This window comes from Paenibacillus suaedae, assembly GCF_032337355.1.
Taxonomy (GTDB): Bacteria; Bacillota; Bacilli; order Paenibacillales; family Paenibacillaceae; genus Paenibacillus_B; species Paenibacillus_B suaedae.
Genome location: NZ_JAVYAA010000008.1, coordinates 1 through 26,561 on the forward strand (window position 1 = coordinate 1; position 26,561 = coordinate 26,561).

The 26,561-nt window shown below is 47.8% G+C and carries 26 protein-coding genes and 11 tRNA genes; 31 read left to right on the forward strand and 6 right to left on the reverse strand.

The window, feature by feature from the left end; genetic code table 11:
* The first annotated feature begins 43 nt into the window (after positions 1-43).
* From RQP50_RS24840 to RQP50_RS24890, 11 genes are all read left to right on the forward strand, one after another.
* Positions 44-120, forward strand: a tRNA-Asp gene (locus RQP50_RS24840).
* A gap of 40 nt (positions 121-160) precedes the next feature.
* A tRNA-Phe gene (locus RQP50_RS24845) sits at positions 161-236 on the forward strand.
* 10 nt (positions 237-246) lie between these two features.
* A tRNA-Thr gene (locus RQP50_RS24850) sits at positions 247-322 on the forward strand.
* 4 nt (positions 323-326) lie between these two features.
* Positions 327-412, forward strand: a tRNA-Tyr gene (locus tag RQP50_RS24855).
* 3 nt (positions 413-415) lie between these two features.
* Positions 416-489: transfer RNA gene (locus RQP50_RS24860), tRNA-Trp, on the forward strand.
* Positions 490-509: 20 nt separating this feature from the next.
* Positions 510-585 (forward strand) — tRNA-His (locus RQP50_RS24865).
* A 9-nt stretch (positions 586-594) separates the two neighbouring features.
* Positions 595-669: transfer RNA gene (locus RQP50_RS24870), tRNA-Gln, on the forward strand.
* A gap of 3 nt (positions 670-672) precedes the next feature.
* Positions 673-747 (forward strand) — tRNA-Gly (locus RQP50_RS24875).
* A gap of 5 nt (positions 748-752) precedes the next feature.
* A tRNA-Cys gene (locus RQP50_RS24880) sits at positions 753-827 on the forward strand.
* Positions 828-837: 10 nt separating this feature from the next.
* A tRNA-Arg gene (locus RQP50_RS24885) sits at positions 838-914 on the forward strand.
* Between the two features lie 12 nt (positions 915-926).
* Positions 927-1,009 (forward strand) — tRNA-Leu (locus tag RQP50_RS24890).
* Between the two features lie 331 nt (positions 1,010-1,340).
* Here the strand turns inward: RQP50_RS24890 and RQP50_RS24895 are convergent.
* Positions 1,341-2,861 carry a flotillin family protein gene (locus RQP50_RS24895; protein ID WP_021254301.1) on the reverse strand — a complete coding sequence of 507 codons (1,521 nt, stop codon included), beginning with the start codon at positions 2,859-2,861 and terminating at the stop codon, positions 1,341-1,343.
* 117 nt (positions 2,862-2,978) lie between these two features.
* Positions 2,979-3,518 (reverse strand): NfeD family protein, encoded by a 540-nt coding sequence (locus RQP50_RS24900; RefSeq protein WP_072730720.1) that lies wholly within the window; start codon positions 3,516-3,518, stop codon positions 2,979-2,981.
* Between the two features lie 259 nt (positions 3,519-3,777).
* On the opposite strand from RQP50_RS24900, the gene RQP50_RS24905 reads away from it, so the two are divergent.
* From RQP50_RS24905 to RQP50_RS24935, 7 genes are all read left to right on the forward strand, one after another.
* Positions 3,778-4,086, forward strand: a complete 309-nt coding sequence (locus RQP50_RS24905) for a LiaF transmembrane domain-containing protein (protein ID WP_021254299.1) — start codon at positions 3,778-3,780, stop codon at positions 4,084-4,086.
* Positions 4,087-4,139: 53 nt separating this feature from the next.
* The gene (locus RQP50_RS24910; RefSeq protein WP_021254298.1) at positions 4,140-4,814 is read left to right on the forward strand and encodes a PspA/IM30 family protein; all 675 of its coding nucleotides are present in this window, start codon (positions 4,140-4,142) and stop codon (positions 4,812-4,814) included.
* 8 nt (positions 4,815-4,822) lie between these two features.
* Complete coding sequence (locus tag RQP50_RS24915; RefSeq protein ID WP_021258624.1) at positions 4,823-5,323, forward strand: PspC domain-containing protein; 501 nt, start codon at positions 4,823-4,825, stop codon at positions 5,321-5,323.
* A 1-nt stretch (position 5,324) separates the two neighbouring features.
* Positions 5,325-6,014, forward strand: a complete 690-nt coding sequence (locus RQP50_RS24920; RefSeq protein ID WP_021254296.1) for a PspA/IM30 family protein — start codon at positions 5,325-5,327, stop codon at positions 6,012-6,014.
* A 109-nt stretch (positions 6,015-6,123) separates the two neighbouring features.
* Positions 6,124-6,774, forward strand: coding sequence for a cell wall-active antibiotics response protein LiaF (liaF, locus tag RQP50_RS24925; protein WP_021254295.1), 651 nt, complete (start codon positions 6,124-6,126; stop codon positions 6,772-6,774).
* 35 nt (positions 6,775-6,809) lie between these two features.
* Positions 6,810-7,913, forward strand: a complete 1,104-nt coding sequence (locus tag RQP50_RS24930) for a sensor histidine kinase (protein WP_021254294.1) — start codon at positions 6,810-6,812, stop codon at positions 7,911-7,913.
* The gene (locus tag RQP50_RS24935) at positions 7,876-8,541 is read left to right on the forward strand and encodes a response regulator (RefSeq protein ID WP_021254293.1); all 666 of its coding nucleotides are present in this window, start codon (positions 7,876-7,878) and stop codon (positions 8,539-8,541) included. The genes RQP50_RS24930 and RQP50_RS24935 overlap by 38 nt, the downstream gene beginning before the upstream one ends.
* Before the next feature lie 74 nt (positions 8,542-8,615).
* Here the strand turns inward: RQP50_RS24935 and RQP50_RS24940 are convergent, their stop codons facing one another.
* Positions 8,616-8,972, reverse strand: coding sequence for a hypothetical protein (locus tag RQP50_RS24940; protein ID WP_072730719.1), 357 nt, complete (start codon positions 8,970-8,972; stop codon positions 8,616-8,618).
* Positions 8,973-9,114: 142 nt separating this feature from the next.
* On the opposite strand from RQP50_RS24940, the gene RQP50_RS24945 reads away from it, so the two are divergent.
* From RQP50_RS24945 to RQP50_RS24985, 9 genes are all read left to right on the forward strand, one after another.
* Positions 9,115-9,888 carry a YwmB family TATA-box binding protein gene (locus RQP50_RS24945; protein ID WP_072730718.1) on the forward strand — a complete coding sequence of 258 codons (774 nt, stop codon included), beginning with the start codon at positions 9,115-9,117 and terminating at the stop codon, positions 9,886-9,888.
* A gap of 159 nt (positions 9,889-10,047) precedes the next feature.
* Positions 10,048-11,592 carry a glucose-6-phosphate dehydrogenase gene (gene zwf / locus RQP50_RS24950; protein WP_021254290.1) on the forward strand — a complete coding sequence of 515 codons (1,545 nt, stop codon included), beginning with the start codon at positions 10,048-10,050 and terminating at the stop codon, positions 11,590-11,592.
* Positions 11,593-11,835: 243 nt separating this feature from the next.
* Complete coding sequence (locus tag RQP50_RS24955; protein ID WP_315747078.1) at positions 11,836-13,434, forward strand: ABC transporter substrate-binding protein; 1,599 nt, start codon at positions 11,836-11,838, stop codon at positions 13,432-13,434.
* Between the two features lie 80 nt (positions 13,435-13,514).
* Positions 13,515-14,465: an ABC transporter permease gene (locus RQP50_RS24960; RefSeq protein WP_138184493.1), complete on the forward strand. Its 951-nt coding sequence runs from the start codon at positions 13,515-13,517 to the stop codon at positions 14,463-14,465.
* A 5-nt stretch (positions 14,466-14,470) separates the two neighbouring features.
* Positions 14,471-15,316, forward strand: coding sequence for an ABC transporter permease (locus RQP50_RS24965; RefSeq protein ID WP_021254287.1), 846 nt, complete (start codon positions 14,471-14,473; stop codon positions 15,314-15,316).
* A 118-nt stretch (positions 15,317-15,434) separates the two neighbouring features.
* Entirely contained in the window at positions 15,435-16,448 is a 1,014-nt protein-coding gene (locus RQP50_RS24970; protein ID WP_036667646.1) for an ABC transporter ATP-binding protein, read from the forward strand.
* The gene (locus RQP50_RS24975; protein ID WP_072730715.1) at positions 16,441-17,430 is read left to right on the forward strand and encodes an ABC transporter ATP-binding protein; all 990 of its coding nucleotides are present in this window, start codon (positions 16,441-16,443) and stop codon (positions 17,428-17,430) included. The genes RQP50_RS24970 and RQP50_RS24975 overlap by 8 nt, the downstream gene beginning before the upstream one ends.
* Before the next feature lie 125 nt (positions 17,431-17,555).
* Entirely contained in the window at positions 17,556-18,011 is a 456-nt protein-coding gene (locus RQP50_RS24980; protein WP_021254284.1) for a hypothetical protein, read from the forward strand.
* Between the two features lie 250 nt (positions 18,012-18,261).
* The gene (locus RQP50_RS24985; protein WP_021254283.1) at positions 18,262-19,848 is read left to right on the forward strand and encodes a peptide chain release factor 3; all 1,587 of its coding nucleotides are present in this window, start codon (positions 18,262-18,264) and stop codon (positions 19,846-19,848) included.
* Between the two features lie 29 nt (positions 19,849-19,877).
* On the opposite strand, the gene RQP50_RS24990 is transcribed toward RQP50_RS24985, so the two are convergent.
* The 3 genes from RQP50_RS24990 to sspI all read right to left on the reverse strand — a co-directional run bounded on the left by RQP50_RS24990 (position 19,878) and on the right by sspI (position 22,247).
* Positions 19,878-20,753 (reverse strand): class I SAM-dependent methyltransferase, encoded by an 876-nt coding sequence (locus tag RQP50_RS24990; protein WP_072730714.1) that lies wholly within the window; start codon positions 20,751-20,753, stop codon positions 19,878-19,880.
* Positions 20,754-20,758: 5 nt separating this feature from the next.
* On the reverse strand, positions 20,759-21,835 hold the full coding sequence (locus tag RQP50_RS24995) for a MerR family transcriptional regulator (protein ID WP_072730713.1): 1,077 nt from the start codon (positions 21,833-21,835) through the stop codon (positions 20,759-20,761).
* 184 nt (positions 21,836-22,019) lie between these two features.
* Complete coding sequence (sspI, locus tag RQP50_RS25000) at positions 22,020-22,247, reverse strand: small acid-soluble spore protein SspI (RefSeq protein WP_028533687.1); 228 nt, start codon at positions 22,245-22,247, stop codon at positions 22,020-22,022.
* A 158-nt stretch (positions 22,248-22,405) separates the two neighbouring features.
* Between sspI and RQP50_RS25005 the strand changes: the two genes are divergently transcribed.
* From RQP50_RS25005 to RQP50_RS25020, 4 genes are all read left to right on the forward strand, one after another.
* Complete coding sequence (locus RQP50_RS25005) at positions 22,406-23,074, forward strand: potassium channel family protein (protein ID WP_021254279.1); 669 nt, start codon at positions 22,406-22,408, stop codon at positions 23,072-23,074.
* Positions 23,071-23,907 (forward strand): TrmH family RNA methyltransferase, encoded by an 837-nt coding sequence (locus tag RQP50_RS25010; protein ID WP_315747079.1) that lies wholly within the window; start codon positions 23,071-23,073, stop codon positions 23,905-23,907. Before RQP50_RS25005 ends, RQP50_RS25010 begins: the two co-directional genes overlap by 4 nt.
* A gap of 141 nt (positions 23,908-24,048) precedes the next feature.
* Positions 24,049-24,747, forward strand: coding sequence for a metallophosphoesterase family protein (locus RQP50_RS25015; protein WP_315747080.1), 699 nt, complete (start codon positions 24,049-24,051; stop codon positions 24,745-24,747).
* Positions 24,748-24,889: 142 nt separating this feature from the next.
* Positions 24,890-26,491: an S-layer homology domain-containing protein gene (locus tag RQP50_RS25020; protein WP_315747081.1), complete on the forward strand. Its 1,602-nt coding sequence runs from the start codon at positions 24,890-24,892 to the stop codon at positions 26,489-26,491.
* The last annotated feature ends 70 nt before the right edge of the window (positions 26,492-26,561 follow it).

The following is a 26,561-nucleotide window of genomic DNA, read 5'->3' on the forward strand; positions in this document are numbered from 1 at the left end:
CCCGAAGGTCGCAGGTTCAAGTCCTGCCCCCGCAACCAAATATGGAGCTGTGGTGTAGAGGCCTAACATGCCTGCCTGTCACGCAGGAGACCGCGGGTTCGAATCCCGTCAGCTCCGCCATTTATTTTCGAGTGGCTTAAATTTAATAAGATTTCAATGAGGCTTGGTAGCTCAGTCGGTAGAGCAAAGGACTGAAAATCCTTGTGTCGGCGGTTCGATTCCGTCCCAAGCCACCATAGAAATTTCGCCGGTGTAGCTCAGTTGGTAGAGCGGCTGACTTGTAATCAGTAGGTCGAGGGTTCGACTCCTTTCGCCGGCACCATCTTGGAGGATTAGCGAAGTGGCCAAACGCAGCAGACTGTAAATCTGTTCCCGTCCGGGTTCGGTGGTTCGAATCCATCATCCTCCACCATGTAGGGGCATAGTTTAAAGGTAGAACAAAGGTCTCCAAAACCTTTGGTGTGGGTTCAATTCCTGCTGCCCCTGCCAATAATTTCTAATGTAATATGGCGGTCGTGGCGAAGTGGTTAACGCATCGGATTGTGGCTCCGACACTCGAGGGTTCGATTCCCTTCGATCGCCCCATTACCACATTGGGGATTAGCCAAGCGGTAAGGCAACGGACTTTGACTCCGTCACGCATAGGTTCGAATCCTATATCCCCAGCCATTTGCGGACATAGCTCAGTGGTAGAGTATCGCCTTGCCAAGGCGAGGGTCGCGAGTTCGAATCTCGTTGTCCGCTCCAGATGTGGCGCCATAGCCAAGTGGTAAGGCAAAGCTCTGCAAAAGCTTTATTCCCCAGTTCAAATCTGGGTGGCGCCTCCAAACATCTTTTGTGCCCTTAGCTCAGCTGGATAGAGTATTTGACTACGAATCAAAAGGTCGGGAGTTCGAATCTCTCAGGGCACGCCATTAATTTCATAAGCCGGTGTGGCGGAATTGGCAGACGCGCGCGACTCAAAATCGTGAGGGAAACCGTGGAGGTTCGAGTCCTCTCACCGGCACCATATTTATGAACATGACTTTCAAGCGATTGAAGGTTTTTTTTGTTATTCTCGGAAATGAAAGAATACGATAAGACGATTACATAGTTGCTTGAGTCAGTTTGACAGCAAATTGAATCATGAGGACAGGAAAAATAAAACGCGAAGTAGTCGAACCTATTAAGTCGAACATAGGATGTCCATAATAGAGGAACGAGCATCAGATGGATGTAGATCATGCTTCACGGTTAGATGTGGCTGGGATAGTGGACAAATAGAGTAGCCTTGCAAAGCGAACGAGTAGAGTTTGCTCTGCAAGGCTGTTTTTATGAATAAGACCTAAGTGCTTCAAGGTTTACTCGGGCTGTTTAGTTGGTTCGTTCGTAGGTAGATCGAGTGCTGGCTTGATCTGCTTGCTATGTTCCGGACCGTTGGTAAATCGCTTAATCATTTTCTCAATATCCAGACCGGATACGTCTTTTAACATTTGTGGAGCAGTCGCCATGAGTTGTGTGACATAGTTGCTTACCCGTGCTGCTCCTTCACCATTGCCTGTGTCAACGACAGTGAGCTTGTCGATGGACTTGAGTGGCTCTGCGACTTTGCCAGCGAGTTCTGGCATCATCTTAACGACGATATCGAGTACAGCAGCTTCGCCAAACTTCTCGAACGCTTCAGCAAGCTTCTCCTTCGCTTCTGCTTCGGCTAGACCACGCAGGCGGATGACTTCAGCTTCAGCCGTACCACGCGCACGTTCAGCATCGGCAATCGCCAGACCTTCTAAGCGTTTCTGTTCAGCGAGGGCCTTGGCCTCGGCTTCGATACGATACTGCAGAGCATCCGCTTCCAGTACTTTGCGTGACTTCTCAGCTTCGGCAGATTGAACAACGGCATAGCGATCCGCATCGGCCTTCTTTTTCACTTCTGCATCATACTGTTTCTCACGACGGAGAATTTCTTTGGCTTCCAGATCAATCTCACGTTCTTTGCGAACAATTTCGACACGCATTTGTTCCTCAACAACGCTTTGCTTGGAACGTGCTTCTTGAATGAAGTATGCTTGGTCTGCTTCCGCACGAGCAAGATCTTGGTCTTTTTTGAAAGCAGCAACCTTTAATTCTTTTTCTTTGGAAGCTTCAGCAATGTTCGTATCTCTGAGCAACTCGGCTTTCATTCCTGCTTCTTCCGCTTTGGCCTTTTGGATACGGGCATCACGAACAGCTTCTGCCTCAGCAATGTCTGCATCACGTTTAACGGCTGCGATACGTGGTTTGCCGAGTGCATCTAAGTATCCGTGCTTATCTCGCACGTCTTTAATCGTAAAGGATACAATTTGCAGACCCATCTTTTTTAAATCTTTAGCGGCAACTCCCTGTACTTCCTGAGCAAATCGATCACGGTTGCGATATACTTCCTCGACGGTCATGGAACCAAGGATCGCGCGCAGATGACCTTCGAGAACTTCTTGAGCCTCACTCTTCAGCGCTTCGGTGGGCTTACCAAGGAATTGCTCTGCAGCGGTTGCTATATCTTCTACAGTACCGCCTACCTTAATGATCGCTACAGCGTCAGTCATGACGGGTACACCTTGTTCGGTATACACTTCTGGTGTGGTTACATCAAGCTTGTGTGAGAGTAGGGATAGAAATTGTGATTGCTGGAAGATTGGCAGGATGAATGCACCACCGCCGCGGACAATTTTCATTTTGCGTCCGGATTCGTCGGTGGATACGTTCTTGCGTCCCAGATAAGAACCGGTGACGATCATTGTTTCGTCTGGGCTGACGGTCTTGTAGCGTGCCCAGAATGCAAGGCCAAGTACGAGTATGACGCCAATAACGATTAATGGAATGATCAATGCTTCACTAAACTCCATAAGATACAGCTCCCTCTATATATATTTGTATAGGCAATGCCTGAATACACATGAATCCATAAATCGAATCGAAGTGAGAATGTAGGATTTAAGTCCTGTAACAGAAGAGCAATGATGTTAATGGGTTGGACGGAGTGTTTCCTCGTTGAGCGGGGATACATACAGCGTATCTCCCTTTACTTCAACAACGACGATGGTCGTTCCGGAAGGAATGGCTTCTTTGTCGAAGGAGGCTGCAATTTGATTCGTTACTCCAGCTCCGATTCGAACAATGACCTCTCCATAGCCAGCAGCCGGAATCGGAACATTGACCTCCCCAACCTTACCTGCAAGTTCTGTAATGGAGAATCCAATGGAGTTCTCACTATTCTCCATAGGCCTTACATATAGAAAATAGACACCAATGGATACTACAAGTGCACCAGCAAGAGCGGTGAGGAGAATGGTTGTAGAAGACCAAGCTGTATAACGGCTAAGCAGGACTCCGACTGCGCCAAGTGCGGTTAAGCCGCTTACGAGTATGGTTGGCTGAAGTACCGCAAGGTGACTGTCGCCAACTAAACCATCGACTACATGGCTGAGGACCTCTCCAATCAGAAGTGAGACGATGGCGTACAAAACGCCGAATATCAGCAATCCCCAATATAACGTGTGCATGACGATGCGCTCCTTTCTCATCGCTTGAAGGAAGTGACGCCTGCAGCGAATGGGCAGTTATGGAAATATATACGTAATTGGCGGAACTTTGTTTCAACTTCGACTTCAGACCAGTCCAGTATAGGCTCGATCAAAGGTCGGTCAGGTCCCCCGACTTGAGTCTAGGATCAAAAACCGTCCCCGGCCTGTTTTGGGCAAGTGCATTTCCACCTAAAATAAAGACATAAGCAAGACACGACGAAAGGTGGTGACGAACCGAATGCAAACGAACAAAGGTAACACATTCGCTTTTGTACTGATCGCACTGGGAGGAATCATATTACTAAGCAAGTTCGGGATTCATCTGGGCAGCTGGTTTGGCTACTTGTTCCCTCTCATTCTGATTGCGCTTGGCTACTATGGAGTGAAGGCAGGGAATTCATTCTTCGGATGGATCTTCATCATTATCGGAGCGATATCGTTGATTGGCAAGTTGTCCTGGATCATCGGTATCATCGTTGCCGTAGGATTGATTGGTTTCGGGATATCGATGTTGGGAGGCAAGCGCAACAAGAGCCATCCGTTTTAACAAAGGTGATTATTAATAATTGCAAATAGTCGGTTCAAGGAGGGTAAGGCTGAATGAGTGGTATTTTGAAAAGGGTTCGCGACATTACGATGGCTACATTGAATGAACGGTTGGATAAGGTTGAAGATCCTGTTCGCTTGATTGACCAGTTTCTGATGCGTACACGCCATGATATTAATGAGGCAGACCGCCTCTATCAACAATATGTCATGCATGCGAATCAAATGAGAAATCAAATGAATCAAGCACAAGAATTATGTTCTCGCAGAGAGCAGCAAGCGATGCTGGCCTTAAAGGCGGGTGAGGAATTCGCAGCCAAGATTGCATTGCAAGAGAAGCTGATGCATGAGGATAAGGTGCAGCAGTATTCAGAATTGTACGAAAAGAGCAAGGATGCGATTCTTGAGCTGGAAGAGCAATTGAATATGCTCAAGAGCGAATATCAAGCTGTATATGACAAGCGCCAATATTACATCGCTAGAATGCAGACCGTTCGCTTGCAGCAGCAAATGAACGAGCGCTTCGGACAATACGGTGTGGGGCAAGTGGACAGCATGTTCCGCAGACTCGAGGATCGAGTGTCCGGGATGGAATGGGAAACGCAAGGCATTCAAGATGTACGCCGCATGAGCGGCCAAACGATGGGCAACATCAACCCGGAACGGGATATGGCTTTGAAGCGCGAAATGGAGCGCCTGAAACAAAAATTAGATTCAGCAAAGGAGTGAAGTAAGCCATGAACAGAAAGTTGTACCGTTCGACACGGGATCGTAAAGTATGCGGTCTCCTCGGCGGCTTAGGTGAATGGCTTGGATTCGATGTCACTCTGCTGCGTGTCCTGTTTGTAATCGGAGTATTCTTCTCGGCGTTCACACTTATCGCCGTATACTTTGTAGTATCACTAGTAGTACCTAAGGAGCCGTACCAGCCATTTGGACCTACCGGTTATGGCGCAGGCCCATACGGAGGCGGCTATCAAGGTCAACAAGGTTACCAAGGCGGCTACTCCAATGATCCCAACTATTACAACGGACCACGAGCAGCAGGGCCTACGAATCCATACGGCTCCTCCACATATGGTGGAGTGAAGCAAACCAACAGTTATGATGCGAATTATGCATCTTCTAATGATTCTTCCATCGATTCGATGATGATGGATATTGAGAAAAAAGCGTTGAAAAAAGAAATCGAAGAACTTCGCCAAAAAGTAGCGAAGTACGAGAGAGGGGACAAATAAGATGGGTGTATTCAAACGTATTAAAGATATGACTAAGGCTTCTGTACATGAGTTGTTGGATAAAGTAGAAGATCCAGTGGTAATGCTGAATCAATATCTGCGCGACATGGAGGAAGAAATCCATGATGCGGAAGTAACAGTTGCCAAGCAAATGGCAAGTGAGCGCCAAATCAAGCATCGTTATGATGAAGCTATTCGCTTTACAGCTGACCGTGAAGCACAGGCAGAACGCGCATTGAAGTCAGGCCAAGAGGAAATGGCACGCAAGTTCCTGGAAGAAAAACTGTACTATGATCAAAAAGTTGCTGAATACAGCGACTTGCATGCCCAAGCACAGGGCCATGCGGAAGAGTTAATGCATCAGCTGCGCTCGATGAAGGATGAATTCTACAAGCTGCGCAACAAACGCAATGAATTGGCTGCACGTGCACAAATGGCGAAGGCACGCAAGCAGATGTCTTCCATTACAAGCAACCATTCCATCGAGTCAGGTTCTGCGACTCGCGGATTCCATCGCATGGAAGAGAAGATTATGCAATTGGAAGCAGAAGCTGAAGTCATGCGTGTCCCTTACGGCGGATATGCAGGCACTTCATCCAATTACCAGCCGCCAGTAGATGTAGAGAAGGAAATGAAGGTTAACGAGCAATTGGCAGCATTGAAGCAAAAATTGGGTCAAACGGAGCAATAAATCCTTGGGGGATGTCCAAGGTTGTGATATGCTAACATAGGTAGCTTACGGCGATGCGCTAGCATCGCCGTAAGTGCTATCCGCGAATATTTGTGACAGGAGGTGCGACATGAATAAAAACAACCGTTTGCTTGCATATATTCTTATCGTCTTCGGGTTGCTCATTTTGATTGGCAAGTGGCTTAGTTTCGTAACGTTTGTCGCACTTGTAATGCTGTATTTGGGCATACGCAAAGTTCGTGCTGCAGAATTGCGTGTAGGGTACACCTTGCTAGGTATCGGCGGAACACTGTTACTTTTGGAACATTTAATGCTATTCGTCGGAATCATCTTGATTTCGTTAGGGATATTCTATTCGCGTGCCCGCAAAGACCAGAAACATGATCATGTCGAAAAGCGCCAGAATATTACGTCCAGCCTGAAGTGGGATCGAGTTCCGTATATTTTGCATAGCCAGAGCATGTGGCATTTCATTGGGGAAAGTGATATTGATTTGTCCTTAGCGATATTGGAAGAACCGGAAACCACCCTCATCTTTCAAGGTGTATTAGGTGACATGGACATTATGATTCCAGATGACATTGGTGTATATATCGAAGCTACGGTCATATTTGGACAAATTGATGTGGGACGCGACAAAGAAACCGGATTTTTGAACAAGTGGACGTGGCGATCGCCGAATTACGAGTTTACGGAGCAAAAGGTGAAACTCCATATTTCTTACCTCGTAGGAGATATTGATGTCAGGTTGCACATGTAGGACAGTTAGCGGAGAAAGGAGATGCAGAGGCCGGTATGGAACCGAAAAAGCATGTGAATATGGTAGTACGATTAATGGGCGAGACGCTTCTCCTTTCTATCATACTATTCTTTGTCATCATTTATTTGATGCAATCATATGGTTATGTGCAGCCATTTGAGACTTGGATCGACGGAGTGAAGGCGACATTATCGGTGTTGTTTGTCGTTGCAATCATTACGTCGATATTTGCGTTCTACCAAGGTTATCGAATGAAGCGTCGGGTGGAATTGCTGCGCGAATCGATGCTGCTCTTGGAGAAGGGGAATCTATCGCGGCCGATGCCGGATCTCGGCGATGACGAGATCGGCCAGCTAGCTGAACAATTGGAGCGAGTAAGCAAGCGTTGGGAAGAACAAGTGACTTCGATGCAGCGCTTGTCCACGAATAATGCGCAATTGGCAGAGCAGGCTCGGATATCTGCGATTATTGAAGAGCGGCAACGCTTGGCGCGGGAGTTGCATGATGCGGTAAGCCAGCAGTTATTTGCAATATCAATGACAGCTACCGCTGTACGGAGAACACTGGATGTTGATTTTGATCGAGCGGTGCGGCAGGTGGAGCTGATTGAAGAAATGGCTTCCGTTGCCCAGTCTGAGATGCGAGCGCTGCTGCTTCATTTGCGGCCTGTACATTTGGAGGGAAAAGGCTTGACTCAAGGCTTGGCGGAGCTGATCCGCGAGCTTCAGTCCAAAATTCCAATTGAAATCCATTGCGAGATGGATGATCATATTGGATTAGTGAAGGGCGTTGAGAATCATCTGTTCCGGATTGTTCAGGAGGCGTTGTCGAATACACTGCGGCACTCGAAGGCATCACGGATGGAGATCAAGCTGCAAAATCGAGGGGATTTCGTTCGTTTACTCCTTCGTGATAATGGGATAGGATTTGATTGGGACGATAAGAAGCAAGCAAGCTATGGCCTTCGTACGATGCAAGAGCGGGTAAATGAAGTGGGTGGCTCCATTCAGTTCATTACCGCACCTGACAAAGGAACCCGGATCGAAATTCGAGTGCCTGTCATGAGAGAAGAGCCTGGTCTGAAGGAGGAAGAGTTGAACGATGGAGATGGAAACATCGATGATGGACAATCCTATTAAAGTATTGTTGGTAGATGACCATGAAATGGTTCGCATCGGCCTTGCTGCAGTACTGAATACAGAAGAAGGCATTGAGGTCGTAGGGGAAGCAAGCAACGGGATGGACGGAATACGTCTTGCTCAAGAGTATAAGCCTGATGTTGTGCTTATGGATCTTGTGATGGATGGTATGGATGGTATAGAGACAACCCGCAAGCTGCTGCAGTTGTATCCTGACTGCAAAGTGATCGTACTTACAAGTTATTTGGATGATGAAAAGATGTATCCTGTCATTGAAGCTGGAGCATTCAGTTATTTGCTGAAGACGTCCCGAGCTACAGAGATTGCTGAAGCCATCCGGGCGGCTGCAAGAGGCCAATCTGTGCTTGAGTCCCAGGTAGCCTCCAAGATGATGAATCGATTCCGCCAGCCAGCACAGCCAACTGCGGCGCATGAACAATTGACAGAGCGTGAGATGGACGTACTTCGTTTATTAGCGCAGGGGAAGTCCAATCAGGATATCGCGGATGATCTGTTTATTGGGATTAAGACGGTTAAATTCCATGTTACGAATATATTGGCGAAGCTTGGTGTGGAGGATCGCACGCAGGCAGCGATTTACGCTTATAAGAACGGATTGGCTGAATAGCCGAGAACCCGAGCGCTTTCCTAGGAGAGTGTTCGGGTTTTTTTCGAATGAACTGAGAAGAGGATGCAGGAATTCTAGATAAAAAGCAGAAAAAATAAGGAAACCAGACCCAAATCAAGAGCGAGGCGTCCACCAGGGAAGAAGGGACTGGCTCTATATGGATCGAATGCGCTTGTATATACTTGATTTGAAGTGTCAGCAACTTGAAGCGATCTGTTTTTCTTTTTCCCTCTGCGCTTCTTAACTGGGGAAGGTTCAACGGATGCAGCAGAAGCGCGCGAGGTAGTAACAATATCGCCGTTCAATATCACTTTCCCTCCCTCACAAGAGGTAAGCCGTCCTATATATTGATCTCCATTCTGCATCACAACACAGACCGGGCGGCCACACAGCAATCGAATGAATGTCTCGTCTATCGGAACGGGAACCACGGTTGGTCAGCCTCCATTCTTGGTTGAATGTATATGTCAGTAGTCTATTCCATGAACGAATGCTAGGTATGGTCATACACCTAGAATCAGCCCGCCTAATTCTAAGAGGTGCTACACTTCGATAAGGTAAGGTGATGGAAGGATGCATGCAGTACGCCGTTCTGCCGTTGCGGCAGTAGGATTGGTGTTGTTAGCATTATGCGGTGCCATCGCACTCATCGGAAGCAATGATCGATGGCAGTTGGCTGGGAGTCGGGAATCGGTCGAGAAGCTTGATCTTGTGAAGCGGGTGAACATGCTGTGGGTGCTTGCTGAATTGGTCGGATCCGGGAAATTCCAGACTACGGTGCTCATTCAAGGGAATTATGCAGCTGATGGCAGCAAGGAGAAGAACCTCGAACAGTGGCAGAAGGATGCAGGAATCACAGCGCACCTGATACGCAAGGAAGAACAAGGCAAGGAGGCGTATCGCGGAATTTATATATCGGATTCGATAGAAGCAGCGATTCTGTGGTTTCAAGAAGAGGATGGGCGCGTATACTATACGATATCCATTCAAGGATCAGCCAGAACCGGTATGACTCAGTCAGCTGCAGAAGGGGAACAACTGATGAAGAAGCTATCATCTCATTACGGGGCAGAATGGACGGCTACCGTTCAGACAGTAGCGAGCCAATCGCTGAAGGACAGCTTCGAGAGGGCTGAGCGATCGCTACGGGAATGGGGACAAGCAGAACCGCTTGACCGCTATGAGGATGAGCGTACGATCAGTGTATCTTATCAGACGGACTATATGGGTTCAGGGGTGCAAATGAAGCATGGAAATGCAAATTTGCAGCTTGCTGTTCATGAAAACAGGGACAAGGGAGAAACCCGAATATCTTTCGGTACACCGCTGATTGCCGGTGAATATTAATGAGAATGGATTGAGAATTGCAGCTAGACAAGGCAATGAGAATTATACTTGACGTCAAGGAAAGAATGGAATCTATACGGTAAGTATGCTAAAATGGCATCACATCCGAAATAGGAACTATATCAGATCTATAAACGAGTGTAAGGATGATGGAGAGAGATGACTGTGATGCAAAATCATGAATCCCAATTGGCAGAAGGCGCCGTATTCTATATATTCGGTGCTACTGGCGACTTAGCTCGCCGCAAATTGTTCCCGGCTATATATAGTCTGTATCGCGAAGGCAAGCTAGGAGAACGCTTCGCAGTTATCGGACTAGCCCGCCGTGCTCGTACGCATGAAGAATTCCGTCAGGATGTGCGTGCGTCTATCGACGAATTTTGCCGTTACCCGGTTCAGAATGATGAGGAATGGAACCGGTTTGCTAAGCATTTTGAGTACAAACCGTTAGATATTAACAATGTAGATGGCTTCCGCGAACTGCGTGAGCAGTCCGAGCATATCGAACGCGAGTACGATATTCCAGGAAATCGTCTGTTCTATTTGGCACTGGCTCCGGAATTGTTCGGCAGTGTATCGCACAATCTTCGTGATGGCGGAATGCTGGAGAGCAAGGGCTGGCACCGCCTCGTAATCGAGAAGCCGTTCGGTTACGATCTACCGTCAGCAGAGAAGCTGAACGAAGAAATCCGTCAAGTATTCAAAGAAGAAGAAGTGTACCGTATCGACCATTACTTGGGTAAAGAAATGGTACAGAACATTGAAGTTCTTCGATTTGCGAATGCATTCTTCGAGCCGCTCTGGAACAACAAGCATATTGCGAATATTCAAATTTCCCTGTCTGAGACAGTTGGGGTTGAAGAGCGTGGAGGCTATTACGATCATGCAGGTGCATTGCGCGATATGGCGCAGAACCATATGCTGCAAATGCTCACGATGATTGCAATGGAGCCGCCAAGCCGTCTGCATCCGGAAGATATCCGCGATGAGAAAGTGAAGGTGCTTCGTTCCTTGCGCCAATACCCAGAGCAAGAGGATGTTCATCGCAATGTCGTGCGTGGACAATATTCCGCAGGCTCGATGAATGGCAAGGAGCTTCCTGGCTATCGTGAGGAAGATAAGGTGAATCCTGCATCTGTTACGGAGACATATTTTGCAGCACGTGTATTCGTTGACAACTTCCGCTGGGCGGGAGTACCGTTCTACATTCGGACAGGCAAGCGTCTACCAGTGAAGACGACAGAAGTTGTGGTTGAATTCAAGAACATGCCTACGAATGTATACCTCGGACAGAAGCATAAGCTGGAGCCGAACTTGCTCGTTATCCGCGTAAATCCGATGGAAGGCATCTATGTGAAGCTTAATGGTAAGAAGCCTGGAGCGGAAGGCGGCATTCAACCGCTTGCGATGGACTTCTGCCAAAGCTGCATGGTCGGCATCAATACGCCAGAAGCGTATGAGCGTCTGATCTTCGATGCTGCTCGCGGCGATTCCACGTACTTCACGCGTTGGGACGAGGTGGCTACTGCATGGTCATTCGTTGATAATATCGCGAAAGCATGGAAGAAATCTAACGAAGATCTGTTCGCTTATCCGGCAGGCTCTTGGGGCCCTGAGCAAGCAGACAAGCTTCTACAAGAGGATGGCTTCCACTGGTGGCCTGTTAATGGACAGGAAGAAAGTGAAGTTGTCTGGACGAAGTAATTCGTTTCCCATAGATTGATAATCAGCTGTGCCCTCTATAGGGGCACAGCTTTTTTGGTTGAAGGTTGAAGGTAGCGTTCTAGCGAATGGCTGCTTCGCCTTTTCATGTGTCGATCTCCTGACTGTGAATACACGATTATTTTAATCCCTATCAAAAAACTCGGAAAAACTATTGTCTTCTGAAAAAAATATAGTTATACTAGATTCCATAGTCTTGTTAACCATCTATCGGGAGGAATCAACATGAAACGCAACAAATTATGGATTATCGGACTGCTCACACTTATCGTCCTTGTGGTGAGTGCGTGCGGTAACAATTCTACTCCTGCGAAGGATTCAACGTCTTCTATGGCGGAAGGGACAGGCCAACCGAAGGATGGAGGCAATATTATTATTGCAGTACAAGAGGATCCTCGTGTATTGAACCCATTGTATTCGAATGACCGTGTTACGTTGACGATAAATCAAACCTTGTATGCACCGTTGTATACGGTGGAAGACGGAGGCAAGAAGAAATTCGTACTTGCGGAGAGCATTACTCCATCGAAGGATTTCTTGACTTACACGCTGAAGCTTCGCAAAGGATTGACATGGCATGACGGCAAGCCGCTTACAGCAGATGATGTTGTCTTCACAATCAACAGCATCTTGGATGAGAAGCAGCACAGCACGGATCGTGAATCCTACATCTTCAATGGCAAGCCGCTGCAAGCGAAGAAAGTGGATGACGTAACTGTCGATTTGGTTCTTCCACAGCCATCTGCTTCCTTTGAAGGAATCTTTGCTTCGTTCAAGCCGATTCCGAAGCATATCTTCGAAGGCGAAACTGATATTGAGAAGAGCACGAAGAATGCAGCTCCAATTGGTTCTGGCGCTTATAAGTTCAAAGAATATCGCCCAGGCGAATATGTAACATTGGAGCGCTTCGATAATTATTTCGCAGGCAAGGGTCATCTGGACCAAGTCATCTACCGCATTGCGAAAGATCCGAATGCAGCGAACTTGGCATTGCAGAATGGTGAATTGAATATGCGCAAGGTTGAACCAGCGGATTACAACAAGTTGAATACAAGCGGCAAGCTTAACATGGTTGTATACCCTGAAGGCCGCTTGAACTATCTGGTGTTCAATATGAACATCGATGCGATGAAGAAGAAGGAAGTCCGTCAAGCGATTTCCTATGCAATTAACAAGCAAGAACTGATTCCGCTAGCTTATGGCTCTGCAGAATTTGCAGACCCAGCGGCGTCCATCTTTACACCGGATACAACGTATTACACAGCGGATGTTGAGAAGTATGACTACAATGCGGAGAAAGCCAAAGAATTGCTTAAGCAGGCTGGCGTAAGCAACTTGAAGCTGAAGCTTGCGTACTCGAATGCAAGCAAGATTCAAACAAGCCAAGCACTCTACATTCAACAAAAGCTGAAAGAAGTAGGTATTGAGGTTGAATTGCTGCCGCTTGAATCCGGCACGTTCTCCAATATGTCGCTTGATCCGAACAACACGAAATTCGATTTGTCCTTCAATGGTTATGTAATGGGAACTGAACCGGATTCGTACAAATCGCTCTACTTGAGCAATCAACTGTACAACTACGGCCATTACAACAACCCAGAACTCGATAAACTGTGGGAACAAGCTGCTGTAGAGATGGATAGCACGAAGCGTGGCGAACTGTACAAGCAAATTCAACAAACGATTGCCAGCGAGGCGGTTGTATATCCGATTGCAAACGACAAAGCGATCATCGCGGTAGACAAACGTTATGGCGGTCTTGATGAAGCGGTTGCGAAGCCGGTCTTCATGTTCGAAGATTTGTCCAAACTTTATCTGAACTAAGCACGATAATTTGATATCGAACATAAACATCCAGAATACAGGCGCCAGCAAGGGCTGGCGTCTGCACGGAGGGAATTGAATTGCAGAAATACATCTTGCGACGCGTTCTGCAAGCCATTCCACTGCTCTGGTTTATTTCAATCGTATCATTCGCGCTCATTAAACTAGCACCGGGAGACCCGGTGCTTTCGTTCGTCACACCGAACATGAACGCGGAGGATGTAGAGCGAATCCGTCATGACCTTGGATTGACGGAACCGATTATTGTGCAGTATTGGAACTGGCTTAAAAATGTATTTTCAGGAGATTTAGGTTATTCACTGATGAGCCATCGGCCGGTGACGGAGCTCATTTTAGAACGGCTGCCTGCGACGATTGGCCTTATGGGATCCGCTATGTTGATCTCACTTCTCATTTCGGTACCACTTAGCATGTACGCTGCGTCACGTAAAAATCGTCTTAGTGACCGCGGCCTTAGCCTGCTGTCTTATATCGGAATCTCGATCCCGAGCTTCTGGTTTGGCATTATGCTGATTTATATTTTTGCGTTGAAATTAAACCTGCTCCCAAGTATGGGGATGCGGACAATCGGGGTAGATTCCACACTTGATATTTTGAAGCACGGAATTCTGCCTTGTACGGTACTGACTTTCATGAATGTATCGGTCTATATGCGTTACATTCGTTCGCATACGATAAGCCAGCTGGAAGAGGACTACGTTCAAATTCAGTACGCTTATGGAGCCACTCGCGGCACGGTATTGCGCCGTCATGTGCTGAAAAATGTTCTACTGCCTGTCATTACAATTCTCGGTATGTCCTTCCCTGAACTGATTGCCGGAGCATTCATTACGGAATCGGTATTCTCATGGCCAGGGATGGGGGCACTCGGGATTACTTCGGTATTTCAGCTGGATTACCCTGTCATCATGGGCATTACGATGATCTCTTCCGTTATGCTGGTTGTCGGGAACTTGGTTGCTGACCTGCTGTACGGCGTAGTAGATCCACGAATTAAGACAACGGGGTGAGTCAGATGAACCGAATGATATGGCGAAATATCGCTACACAATTGAAAGAACAGAAGCTGGCTCTTGTAGCATTGATTCTACTCGCGGTTCTCATTATCGCTTCCACCTTGGCATTTTTGAGCCCGCATGATCCCGACAAGATGGTCGTGACGGAGACACTTCAGTCCCCAAGCGCATCTCATTGGTTCGGTACAGATGACCAAGGGCGCGATGTGTTCGCACGGGCATTGTATGGCGGACGTATTTCACTTAGTGTCGGATTTTTGTCGATGTTTATCGCAGTGCTGGTAGGAACTGCTGTAGGTACAATTAGTGGTTATTTTGGCGGCTGGATTGATAATACGTTGATGCGTATCGTTGATATTTTAATGTCGATACCATCCTTCTTCTTAATGCTTATTCTGAATGCTTACTTGAAGCCAGGGATTACCACGATCGTGCTGATCATCGGCCTGCTTAGCTGGATGAACATATCCCGAATTGTGCGTGCGGAGACATTGTCCGTCAAGGAGCGGGAATATGTCCTGTATGCGCGAGTATCAGGCCAGAGCACGTTCGGCATCATTTGGAAGCATATCATTCCGAATATTATGCCTACGATTATTGTTACGGCGACGATCAATATTGCAGGGGCAATTATGATGGAGTCGTCACTAAGCTTCCTTGGTCTCGGGGTACAGCCGCCGAACGCGTCATGGGGAAGTATGTTGAACAGCGCACAAGGATATATCGGGGAGGCGCCTTATATGGCTTTGTTCCCTGGATTGCTTATCTTGGTTACAGTGCTGTCGTTCAACTTCCTAGGCGATGTGCTGCGTGTTGCCTTTGAACCAAAAGCGAATCAACGTTAGTCCATTATAAGCTGGGTTAGGTTCTAGGATGCAGTGTGTGCACTGTAGAGAGCAGATAGTTGGATCGTCTAACGATACAGATGCAGGGCTAACGATACTATACAACGGAGTGAGACTTATGAATGAACTGCTATCCGTTCAACAACTGAGAACTTCGTTCCACACACGCGACGGAGAAGTGCAGTCTGTCCGGGGCGTCAGCTTCGATGTTCATGAAGGCGAAGTCATCGGCATCGTCGGTGAATCAGGCAGCGGCAAGAGCGTGACAGCGAAGTCTCTCATTGGATTAATACAACATCCGGGACAGATTAAGAGCGGTCAAGTGCTGTTCCACGGAGATAACCTATTAGATATGTCAGAAAAGGAATTGCGGCGCATTCGGGGTAATCGGATTGCAATGATTTTCCAAGATCCGATGACGTCGCTAAATCCGGTAGTTAAGGTAGGCGCACAGATCGTAGAGGTATTGCAGCGTCATCAGAAGCTGTCGAAGACGGAAGCACGAAAGCGGGCAATCGAACTGCTGCGTCAGGTTGGTATTCCTTCGCCCGAGCAGCGCATCGATCAGTACCCGCATGAATTCAGCGGTGGGATGCGTCAGCGGGCCATGATCGCAATGGCGCTCTCCTGCCAGCCCGAGCTGCTTATTGCAGATGAGCCGACCACTGCGCTCGACGTCACGATTCAGGCTCAGATTCTGGGATTGATGAAGGAGCTCCGGGATACGACGCGGACCGCCATTCTACTCATTACGCATGACTTGGGCGTTGTAGCGCAAGTGTGTACGAGGGTTATCGTCATGTATGGCGGGTTGATTATGGAAGAGGGTACGGTTGAGGATATCTTCGAGCGTCCTCGTCACCCATACACGAAGGGATTGCTTCGCTCGATTCCGAAAGTATCGACAGGGACACGCGAGCGTCTCGCTACGATTGAGGGAACGCCGCCGAACCTGCTACATCCGCCGGAAGGCTGCCCATTTATGGAGCGCTGCCCTTCTGCGATGGACAAGTGCAGACAAATGCCTCCGGTCGTTACGACCGATCCAGGTCATCGTTCGCTATGCTGGCTTGTGCATGAAGAAGAAGAGCAGCGTCTGGAACGATTGGAGAGGGGGCTGTCAAATGAGTAACCAAAAAGAAATTTTGCTGGACGTGCGTGGACTAAAAAAGTACTTCCCAGCCTCCAAATCACTGCTCGGCCGTCCACAGAAAGTATTGAAAGCAGTAGATGATGTCAGTTTCCATATTCATAAAGGGGAGACGTTCGGACTTGTCGGAGAATCAGGCTGTGGGAAGTCAACGACAGGACGTTCGATTGTAAGACTATATGATGTAACGGATGGAGAAGTTCTGTTCGACGGTCAAAACATCGCGACAATGAACGAGAAGCAGCTGAAGCCGTTCCGCAAGCGAATGCAGACGATATTCCAGGATCCCTATTCTTCGTTGAATCCTGGCATGAACGTGACTCAACTCATTAGTGAACCGATGGCGATCCATGGCGTCGTGAACCGGAAGGATCAGCGTAATATGGTATTGTCTTTGCTGGAGAAGGTAGGACTGAAGCCAGAGCATGCGGAGCGTTATCCGCATGAGTTCAGCGGCGGTCAGCGTCAACGGATCAGTATTGCGCGCGCACTGTCGGTACGGCCTGAGTTCATCTTGTGCGATGAGCCAATCTCGGCACTTGACGTATCCGTACAAGCCCAAGTGGTGAATATGCTGGAGGACTTGCAGGAAGAGTATGGGTTGACTTATCTGTTCATCGCGCATGACCTATCCATGGTAAGACATATATCGGATCGGATCGGCGTGATGTACTTGGGCAAGCTGGTCGAGGTCGCTCCTAGCGATGATTTGTACAACCATCCTGCACACCCCTATACGCAGGCGCTGCTCTCCGCAATCCCTGTACCGGATCCGAAGCAGGCTGGTTCAGCGATCTCGATGCTTCAGGGAGATTTGCCAAGTCCGCTCGCAGATATGCAAGGGTGCAAGTTCGCATCGCGTTGTCCATTTGCCACGGAACGCTGCCGTCAGGAGGAGCCGAAGTGGCGGGAAATCTCGCCTGGGCATTATGCGGCTTGCCATTTGAATGATGGTCAAGTGTAAGTGGTGCAATTATATTAGCTCGTATAGCAATTACGAGAGATGATGGGTTTCCTATAGCTAGTATGATATAATGCTAGATATTTGTTAATCTATGCCAATGCACAATTGTGAGGAGAGTGGAATAGTTGTCTACAGAGACTCGGGTATCGCAAAGTACCGCGATTATGATAGAACGCGCTCGTCGTAAGGGCATTACCGAAGAGCAGCTGTTGCATGCAGCACGCACAGGAGATGTTAGCGAACTCATTACGATTAATGAAGAGTGGTATACGTATGACGACTTCGTATCCTATGCGAACGAACATGATGAGCCGCTTGCTCAAGCAATTGCAGAGGGATATCGGATGACATTTAACACGAATAATGGTCTGTCGATATGGCTGCAAGAGCGCTTCGATGTGCAAGAGGGAGAGCATTATACCAAGGAAATGGGTCGTATTTCAGGATTGAAGCTGAGTGCAGCTGATGTCGAAGTAATTCGCTCCTCATTGGCCTTGAACTGGACATTAGTTGAAGGGTCCGCTGCGGATGGAGCGGGTACGGTAACACTGGTTGTCCGCGCTCTGCTTGAGCAATCATAAGTAGTTAATAATACGTATTATGATATAATCGAATCGTCCATTCTCTCGATGAGAGGATGGGCGGTTTTTTAGTTGTAAAGTGAATGAGTTCCTAATATAGGGGATAGCTGTTAGGATAGCAGGGATGCAGTAACGAGGGATTAGAGATATTTCATATTCTTTGAAGGTTGTTCTCGTTACCCATTTATAGGTTTACTTATTTTGTGTTACAATAGGACTTACGTGATTTTGTGATGAGAGGGCTAACGATATGAGTAAATTATCCGAACAATTAGCGCAAGAGGTAGAGAAGCGTCGTACCTTTGCGATTATTTCTCACCCAGACGCCGGTAAGACGACATTGACAGAAAAGCTGCTCCTGTTCGGTGGCGCCATCCGTCTCGCAGGTACGGTCAAGGCTCGTAAAGCGAGCAAGCATGCAACGAGTGACTGGATGGAAATCGAGAAGCAGCGTGGTATCTCGGTTACGTCATCGGTAATGCAATTTGATTATAATGGGCATCGGGTTAATATCTTGGATACACCAGGTCACCAAGACTTCAGTGAAGATACGTATCGCACATTGACAGCTGCGGATGCTGCTGTCATGTTGATCGACGTTGCGAAGGGTGTCGAGGCACAGACCATTAAGCTGTTCCAAGTATGTGCGAAGCGTGGTATTCCGATCTTTACGTTCATCAACAAGCTCGACCGTGAAGGTCGCAGTCCGTTTGAGCTGATGGAAGAGATCGAGCAGGTGCTCGGAATTCGTTCTGTGCCTATGAACTGGCCGATTGGTATGGGACGCGGTCTATGCGGCGTATATGATCGCATGAAGAACCAAGTCGAGCTGTTCCAGGATGATAACACGAAGATTAGTGTGAAGAAGGTTGAGGATTACAACGATCCGGCCATTCGCCAAATTGCAGGGGACTATTTGCATGATCAATTGTGTGAAGAGTTGGAATTGTTAGACGTAGCGGGAGACGAGTTTGATTATGAGAAGGTAAAGCGCGGCGAATTGACACCCGTCTTCTTCGGAAGTGCGGTCAACAATTTCGGCGTGCAGACATTCTTGGATAACTTTCTTCAGCTTGCTCCGAAGCCAGCTCAGCGCCAATCGACGGAAGGGCCGATTGAGCCAACGAACGAGAAGTTTACGGGCTATATTTTCAAAATTCAAGCAAATATGAACCCTGCCCATCGGGATCGCATTGCCTTCTTGCGCATTTGCTCCGGCAAATTCGAGCGCGGGATGTCCGTTAAGCATGTACGGGCAGGCAAGGAGATTAAGCTTGCGCAGCCGCAGCAATTCCTTGCCCAGGATCGGGATATCGTGCAGGAGGCCTTCCCAGGCGATATTATCGGTCTGTTCGACCCAGGCATTTTCCGGATTGGAGACAGCTTGAGTCAAGGCGGAGAAGTGGTGTTCGATGAGCTGCCAACCTTCTCTCCTGAGATTTTCGCCCGGGTGACGGTTAAGAATGCATTGAAGCATAAGCAGTATCAAAAAGGCGTCGATCAGTTGACTGAGGAAGGTACAATTCAAGTATTCCATTCCGCAGGCGTATTTGATGAGACGATATTGGGCGTAGTAGGTCAGCTCCAATTCGAGGTATTCGAATATCGGATGAAGGCGGAGTACGGCGTTGATGTGATGATGCAGCGTCTAACGTACCAGTTCGCAAGATGGGTAACAGGCAATCCGAAGGATATTGATCCAACGAAGTTCCGTATCAATTCACAGCTCGTGAAGGACAAGAACGGCAATTTTGTCGCATTGTTTGAGAACGAGTATGCGATGCGTACAGCTATGGACAAAATGCCGGATTTGAAGTTTATGGAGACAGCTCCTTAAGGAAAATAGACAACAAGAAGCCCGCCAGATTATTGGCGGGCTTTGTCATTATCCCAGACCCACAGGCCTGTATAGGATGGCAGTACGACACTGCCATCTGTTTCTAGCGTGAGGAACTCGCAGGCGGCGGAATCGAAAAACCAGCTTGTAATCTGCTTGGCCTCCTCCATTGAAGGGAAGCGGAAATGCGTGCTTAATTCCGTGCGCTCGAACCCGTAACGTTCTTCTAAGTCTCGAATGTACGTCCGCAATCCAGGAGGAACTTCGGGAGCGGCTACCCCCGTTCCAAGTGTCTCCCAAATCGCGATACATCCACCGGGACGCAATATGCGTCTCAGCTCGTGCATGATGCGATCTAGTAAACTGCTCTGTTCTTCACTTGTATTCCCTTCACAGGCACCATAACAGATTGTCCAGCCTGCTAGAATGAGATCAGCAGAATGATCAGCAAGCGGAAGCTTGTGGTGCAGTGCTTCATGTGTGGACAGCTTAGCGGCTGTAGGGGCGCTTATTCGTCCCAAGGATACATCAAGCCATATATTGTGCTTTAGCTGCTCTAGCATCGCTTCAGATGCGTCACAGGCTACATAGGAACCAGATTGCCAATCTCTGTTGGGCATGTCAGCTAATACAACTCGAGTAAATCTTCCGGTTCCCGCACCAATTTCGATAATCCGCTCATAATGCCGCTTATTGAGCACCTGCTGTACAGAGTGCCGCCATTCCTGCTCGATATCTTCGTACTGGATCATACGGTCATAATCGGCAGCCTGCTGGGCGTAGACGGTGTCATGATCCGGTTTCATTTTCGTGTTCGCTTGCTTGGTTTCATCCGATTGAGGTACAAGTGTCACTTTGCGATCTTGGGGTTGGGCGGTACTATCCTGCGCAGATTCGATTGTCACGGCTCTTACACCCTCTCTTTGGAAATCGTCAGCATGTGCATTAAATGATTCAACTGTTCCGCCTTTACCTCGAAGCCTTGCTGCTCTAACCATGAAATCAATCTGGAACGATCGGCGAAATATTCGTCGTGGAGTGCTTCAATTCCCTGCACGTCCCCTGCAGCTGTCAGCTCGTCAATAAAGGTAGCGCGATGCGCCTCATCCCGGAACATTAGGTCTGCGATTACAATGCGTCCATCAGGATGAAGTAACCGGATCATCTCGGCAAGGGCGATCTCTTTCTGATCATCGGTTACATGGTGAAGCGCATAGGTCGATATTATGAAGTCAAATTGTTCATCCGCTATTGGCAAAGCCAGCATGTTGCCTTGCAGCAGCCGAATATTCGGCCATTTCTCCCGACATCGCTCGAGCATCGCGTTTGATTGATCAATGCCGGTCATATCTGCCCCCAGGCGCAAGCAGCGGCCAGCCAGATTGCCCGTACCAATCCCAATTTCAAGTCCTCTTTCTCTGGTCTTTGTCTCTTGAATCGCCTCAAGACATACCCTGTCAAGAATGGCCTCATAATCGGCATGGACATCCAATGGCCCCGTACCGTTCGCTACAGCGTGATCATATTGTCCTGCCTGCTTGTCAAAATTCCAGCGGTCGCTCCAATCACTGCGCAGCTTCTGGTAGTGTCGTGATTGTTCGCCTATGGCATGTAAATCGTTCATCATCATCTCTCCCTGATTGGCTTGATCGGAATCATAGCCGTTAAGCAGCTTGTCAATTTGGCCGAGGAGCCGCTTCAGCTCGGTATATTGCAGGGCTAGCTCTTGCCGCTTTTCTAATAAAAAGGGATGGACAGACGCCATATTCCCTTGAGCTGCATCATCAATACAGCAGCGAATTTGCTCGACTGACAAATTCATCTCCCGCAGTGCGCCTATTGTCCGCAGCCGGCTTATATCCGTTTCATTGAATACGCGATAGCCATTCTGTTCTTTGGCGAGCGGAGGCAGTAGACCTTTCTGCTCATAGAAGCGTATTGCTCTCGTTGTCATCCCAAGCTGCTCTGCAGCTTCTTGAATTTTCATGGGGCATCGGCTCCTTGCTTGTTATGCTTTCATTGTATAGTTTGACGCAGCGTCAATGTAAAGCGATATGTAAAAAAAGACGCAGAACCGTTATCCCTCTATTCAAGGGTAATGGGTTCTGCGTCATTGTAATGTGGATATGCATAATTGCATTTCGTGGATGCGGGCAATGTAGATCTGATGATTATTTGCCAGCTTGTTCGTCTTGCAGTTTGCTCTGAAGCGTATCGATAAGCTGCTGACGAGCCTCGCTGCTGCTCGCCTTCCAGATCATTTCGAACAGCACACCCAATCCAGGCAATGCGCGTTCATCGTAATCGATGGAGCCCTCAATCATATCTACGATATCTTCATCGGGCTTGTTTTTTACCTTTTGCACAATGGCTTGACGCAAATTCAATGTGACGGCCACAGGCAGTCCTCCTTCCTTCGCGTGTGCTTGCTTCATGCTATAACATTCCCTGAGATGAGGACTGTCATTCAAGGAAGGGATTCGCGTTTCACCTACGGAGATGGGCATGCTATAATGAAGGGTATAGAATGTTGTCGGAAAATGGGGAAGGTGAACCTATGGCTGCCAAAAAACAATTTGCCATTATCGGTATGGGCCGATTTGGCACAAGTATAGCGAACAGCTTAAGCAAAATGGGATTTGAAGTGCTTGCGATTGATTCGAGCGAGCAGAAAATTCAGGATGTAGCGAATATGGTTACGCATGCGGTATCCGCAGAATGTACGGATGAAGAAGCGCTGAAAGCGCTTGGTGTACGCAACTTTGACGTAGTCGTTGTTGCCATCGGGCAAGATATACAGGCAAGCATCCTGACTACGCTCATCCTGAAGGATCTAGGTGTGCCGACGATCGTTGCCAAGGCGCAGAATGAACTGCACGGCAAGGTATTAAGCAAAATCGGTGCTGACAAGGTCGTATTCCCTGAACGTGATATGGGGATGCGCGTTGCGCACAACCTGATTTCGCCGAATATTTTGGATTACATCGAGTTGTCTGATGACCACAGTATTGTAGAGATTCGTGCGACGCCCCTTATGATCGGCAAGAACTTGAAGGAACTTGATATCCGCGCGAGGTATGGATGCAACGTTATGGCAATCAAGAACAACGGCAAGACTAACATTTCTCCATATGCAGAAGATCGCATTAAAGAAGGAGACGTGCTTGTCATTATTGGGCAGAACGAACATTTGAATACGATGGAGCTGGCATTTTCGGAATCATGAGAGAACCATTGAGCATTACATCGATACAGAATAATAAAGTAAAGAGCTGGGTACAGCTAAAAGAACGAAAGCACCGCAACCGTGAAGGCTTGTTCATCGTGGAAGGCATCCATCTCGTACTGGAGGCTCTGCGCTCTGATATGCAGGTGGATGTCGTGGCGTATGACATGAACAGCGGAATACCGCAGGAGTTGGAGCCATTCCACTTGCAAGAAGAGGGGGGAATATCATCCTCTGGTCGGGCTCCGGACACGGAGTGGATTGCAGTGACGGATGCGATCATACGCAAATGCAGTGATACCGAGACCCCGCAGCCTGTCTTCGCTATTGTCCATAAGCCTGCTGCATCGGTAGACAGCTTGCTGGCATCACCGAACTCGCTCGTTGTTGTTGTGGATGGCGTACAGGATCCTGGCAACCTAGGGACGATTATCCGTACCGCAGATGCAGTTGGCGCAGATGGTGTCGTCATTGGCAAAGGAACCGTTGATCTCTACAATGCGAAGACGATTCGTTCGACGATGGGTTCGCTATTCCACTTACCGGTTGTAGAGGGGGATTTAGCTGAGCTGCTTCCTGCTGCACAAGCACGCGGGGTTCGCCTAGCCAGCACGAGCTTGCAGGCAACGCATTCCTGCTATAGCTATGACTATCGCCCAGCGACATGGCTTGTCGTCGGCAATGAGGGGCAAGGTGTCTCTCAGAACGTGCAATCGCTCGTAGATGATACGATTATTATTCCGATGCGTGGGCAGGCGGAATCGCTGAATGTAGCCATGGCTACTACAGTGCTGCTCTATGAGGCAATGAGACAGCGTCATTACTCGCAATAGATCCTGTGAATTGGTATAAATGAATATCCCTATAAAATAGTATTTGAATAGATAAGAGACTGGAAAAGGATTGATTTACTGCGCGTTCCTTTGTCCGGTCTTTTTGCATATGCGGGACCTAATCAGAGGAGGTTCAGTTTATTGAAGTATTTCATGAGTGATATACATGGTGAGTTTAATGGACTCGAACAATTGCTAAAGTACGCGGAGATCGATTTAACTAAGGATCAGCTTGTGTTCGGCGGGGACTATATCAATCGTGGAAAAGAAAGCGGCAAAGTCCTCAGGAAGATCAAGCAATTGGTAGATACATATCCTAACAATGTGATTGCTTTGATCGGCAATCATGAGGAGATGATGAGGGATTATTATCAATATGGGGACAAGCTATGGCTCAGACATGGAGGGATCGATACTCTTAAGGATTTTTCGAGGGCATTTGCTGATGAGTCGGAGATGCATAAATACATAGAATGGGCCTGCGGTCTGCCATTACTCTACGAAGATGATGAATTTGTTTATACGCACGCCGGATTAAATCCTCATGAACCGTTATATCAACAGAATAGAGGTATACTTTGGATGTCAGAGTCGGATTTTTACAGCATTCCGAAGTCTATTCTTCAGAGGTTGACCGACAATAAGCCTATTGTTCATGGCCATACGCCAGTAGAGCGAATCTATTTTGACGGAGTTCGTTTGAATTGCGACATGGGTTCGAATACGTACTCGATTAAAGAGGAGCGGGGATTAGGTTTAGTCAATGTGAGTGAAATGATCTATATCGTCTATAAGACAGCTCTGAAAAAAATGGAGACACGCAATGTTAACCGAATGTAATAAAGGTAATTACTCATATGTTCCTATTATCATACAAAAATGTATGATGATTTCCATTATTTAATTATCTATCAATGTTCTCTTTTTTGCTAGGATGGAAGATAGCGCAATCTATCATCTCTAGTAAAGTGAGGATATCGAAGTGACCTTTCGACGCAAAATTGTATTGTTAACGGCTGTAGCCGCGATGTTTATAACCGGAAGTTTGGCATGGGGAGAATCGAAGAGTGCAAGTTCAGGTTTGCCATTCGATGATATTGCAGGCATATACGGACAGCAGGATATTGTCACCTTATATAAGAAAGGCATTGTGACCGGGTCTGGTAATCGACGCTATGAACCGGAGAAATCTGTGACCCGGGCGGAGTTAATCAGCATGATCAATCGGATGTTTAATTTGCACCCTGTGACAAGCGACATTCCTGCTTATGATGACGTGCCGCGCAGCGCTTGGTATTATGGTGCGGTTCAAGCAGGGTCATTGCTGCATTTGGTACAGGGAACAGGGGAGAGAAGCTTCCAGCCGCAACAGCCTGTAACTCGCCAGGAAGCGGCTGCAATGATTGTGCGGGCGTTCAAGCAATCTACGAAATCCGGCTCTGGCGTATTATCTTATCCAGATTCATTCGATATCGCGAAATGGGCAGTACCGTATGTAAGCATTATGCAAAAGCTGGACCTTATGACTGGTGACGATAAAGGGTTCCGGCCAAATGCTCCGCTGACCCGGCAGGAGACGGCCGTCGTATTGAATCGGGCGCTTCAACGTCCTGATTGGTCGAAGGCTCTGACGAAGACCCCGCCGAAGCGCATCGAGATGGGATGGATGCATGAGCTTTCGACGCAGCAGTATATAGAGAAGGTTTCGGGCTCAACCGTTAATACATTATCGCCAAGATGGTATTTCCTTGATGCGAAGCAGACGGTTTCGGATCAAACCGACAAGGCGCTCCTATCGTGGGCGAAGCAGCATGGTAAGCAGGTGTGGGCGCTTGTAGGCAATCGCTTCAATGCGGATTTGACGCATCAGGTGCTTACGGATCCAACGAAGAAGAATGCGGTCATTGCGAAGCTGTCGGGCTTTGTGAAGACATATGGGTTAGATGGTTTAAATCTTGATTTTGAAAATGTGAGACCAGATGATAGACAGGCCTTAACGGTGTTCGTGTCGGAACTGGCGGCTAAGCTGCATCAACAGAAGGCAGTCCTATCTATTGATGTGTCTCCTGACTTGGGGACAGATTGGACGGAGGCGTTTGACTATGCAGCACTTGGCAAGTCTGCGGATTATATGGTGCTGATGAGTTACGATGAGCACTGGGACGGTGCGCCGAATGCGGGATCCGTGTCATCGCTGCCATGGGTGCAGCGCGCGCTGGATAAACTTGTAGAGTCGGTGCCGGCTAACAAAGTCATCGTAGCACTTCCCTTCTATACGAGAGATTGGGCGATCAAAGAAAAAGGTGTTACTTCCCGTGAAATGACATTGAACGAGCAAGGTGAGCTGCTTCGTTCCCGCAAGGTCAAATGGGATGACCGAACATCACAGTATATCGCTGACTTCATGGATCGAGGAATAAGACATCAAGTGTGGGCAGAAGAAAGCCGCTCCTTGAGTACGAAGTATGCAATGGCGAGCAAACGCAATGTGGCGGGATTTGCCTATTGGTATGTAGGTGCTGAGACGAACGATGTATGGAATGCACTAGATAATCAGTGGAGATATTCTCATTTGCAATTTTAGAAAAAATGATAATATTATTTTGTAGAAATTTAAAGATTTATAAATTTCATTTTTAGTTGATAGGGAGCGT